This window comes from Mesorhizobium sp. M7A.F.Ca.CA.002.09.1.1, from assembly GCF_003998555.1.
Classification (GTDB): Bacteria; Pseudomonadota; Alphaproteobacteria; order Rhizobiales; family Rhizobiaceae; genus Mesorhizobium; species Mesorhizobium ciceri.
Genome location: NZ_RZRR01000854.1, coordinates 1 through 2,415, shown reverse-complemented (window position 1 = coordinate 2,415; position 2,415 = coordinate 1). Strand labels below are relative to the sequence as shown.

Genomic DNA, 2,415 nt, shown 5'->3' with positions numbered 1-2,415 from the left:
CGCCTATATCGGCGTCACCGGCTTCTGCCTCGACCGGCTGGTCGCGGCGGTCGGCGCCTTCGTCACCCGCGGCACAACGGCAAAGTGAGGAGAGGGGCGATGACGGCCTATCTGAAGCTCGACCATATCGACAAATCCTTCACGCGTGGTGCCCAGGTCAGCGAGGTGTTGAAGGACATCAGGCTGGCCATCGACAAGGGCGAATTCGTCTCCATCATCGGCCATTCCGGCTGCGGCAAGTCGACCCTGCTCAATCTGATCGCCGGGCTGACCAAGGTGTCGGCCGGCGCCGTGCTGCTCGAGGACAAGGAGGTCGACAGCCCTGGACCGGAACGCGCCGTGGTGTTCCAGAACCACTCGCTGCTGCCGTGGCTGACCGTCTACGAAAACATCAACCTGGCGGTGTCGAAGGTCTTCGGCCGTTCGAAGAGCAAAGTCGAGCGGCATGACTGGATCATGCGCAATCTCGACCTCGTGCAGATGGCGCATGCCAAGGACAAGCGCCCGGCGGAAATCTCCGGGGGCATGAAGCAGCGCGTCGGCATCGCCCGGGCGCTGGCGATGGAGCCGAAGATCCTGCTGCTCGACGAGCCGTTCGGCGCGCTCGATGCGCTGACGCGGGCCCATCTGCAGGACGCGGTGATGGACATCCATTCCAGGCTCGGCTCGACGACGATCATGATCACCCATGACGTCGACGAGGCGGTGCTGCTCTCCGACCGCATCGTCATGATGACCAACGGTCCGGCGGCGACCATCGGCGAAGTGCTTGCCGTGCCGCTGGCGCGGCCGCGCCGGCGCGTCGAACTCTCTTCCGACCGGACCTTCCTGCGCTGCCGCGAGGCGGTTCTGAAGTTCCTCTACGAACGCCACCGCTTCGTCGAAGCCGCGGAGTAGCACCATGAGCGAAAGACTTGTCATCATCGGCAATGGCATGGCCCCCGGGCGCATGCTGGAGCACCTGCTGGAACAGGCTCCGGGCCGCTACACCGTCACCATCTTCAACGCCGAGCCGCGCGTCAATTACGACCGCATCATGCTGTCGCCGGTGCTGTCGGGCGAGAAGGCCTATGAGGAGATCATCATCCATGGCGACGGCTGGTACATCGCCAACAACATCACCCTCTACAAGGGCCACAAGATCGTTGCCATCGACCGGACGGCGAAGACCGTCACCTCGGATCACGGCGTCACCGAGCCCTACGACAAGCTCGTCATCGCCACCGGCTCGGTACCGTTCATCATTCCGGTTCCGGGCCATGACCTGCCGGGCGTGCTGACCTATCGCGATCTCGACGACGTGCAGGCGATGATGCTCGCTGCCCAGTCGCGGGCCAAGGCGGTGGTCATCGGCGGCGGCCTGCTGGGTCTGGAGGCGGCGGCGGGCCTCAACGCGCAAGGCATGGACGTCACCGTGCTGCATGTCATGCCGACCTTGATGGAGCGCCAGCTCGATCCGGCCGCCGGCTATCTCTTGCAGCGTGCGGTGGAGCAGCGCGGCATCAAGGTCATCACCAAGGCCAACACACAGGCTATCACCGGCAACGGCAAGGTCGGACAGGTGGAACTTGCTGACGGCACCATTATCCCAGCAACGCTTGTGGTGATGGCCGTCGGCATCAGGCCGAATTCGGCGCTGGCCAAACAGGCCGGCATCGCCGTTAACAGGGGCATCGTCGTCGATGCCGGCATGCGCAGCAACGATCCCGACATCTACGCGCTCGGCGAATGTGCCGAGGTCAACGGCCAGGTCTATGGCCTCGTCGCGCCGCTCTACGAGATGGCGCGCGTCACAGCCAGCCAGCTTGCCGGCAACGAAGCGGCGGCCTTCGTCCATATGGACACGCCGACCAAGCTCAAGGTCACCGGCATCGACCTGTTCTCGCTCGGCGACTTCGCCGAGGGCGAGGACCGCCAGGAGATCGTGCTGCGCGATGCGGCGGCCGGCGTCTACAAGCGGCTTGTGCTGAAGGACGACCGCATCATCGGCACCGTGCTCTATGGCGAGACGGCGGACGGCGCCTGGTTCAACGATCTCAAGAAAAAGCAGACCGACATATCGGAGATGCGCGATACGCTCATCTTCGGCCAGTCCTACCAGGGGGGTGCCCCGCTGGACCCTATGGCGGCCGTTGCAGCCTTGCCGGATGATGCGGAGATCTGCGGCTGCAACGGCGTTTGCAAGGGGAAGATCACCGGCGCGATCACGGCCAAGGGCCTGACCTCGCTCGACGACGTGCGCGCCCACACCAAGGCGTCGGCCTCCTGCGGCTCCTGCACCGGGCTGGTCGAGAAGCTGATGGTGCTGACCATCGGCGACAAATACAATCCAGCGGCGGTGCAGCCGATGTGCGGCTGCACGACGCTCGGTCATGACGAGGTCCGCCGGCTGATCATCGCCAAGCGCCTGAAGAC

Annotated in this window: 2 protein-coding genes; both read left to right on the top strand. The window is 64.8% G+C overall.

The annotated features are described in order from the left end of the window. Window positions 1-99 precede the first annotated feature (99 nt). The gene (locus EN994_RS27315) at window positions 100-897 is read left to right on the top strand and encodes an ABC transporter ATP-binding protein (RefSeq protein ID WP_127307963.1); all 798 of its coding nucleotides are present in this window, start codon (window positions 100-102) and stop codon (window positions 895-897) included. 4 nt (window positions 898-901) lie between these two features. Beyond that, window positions 902-2,415 (top strand): NAD(P)/FAD-dependent oxidoreductase (locus EN994_RS27310; RefSeq protein WP_164746243.1); only part of this gene is annotated, 1,514 nt, incomplete at its 3' end.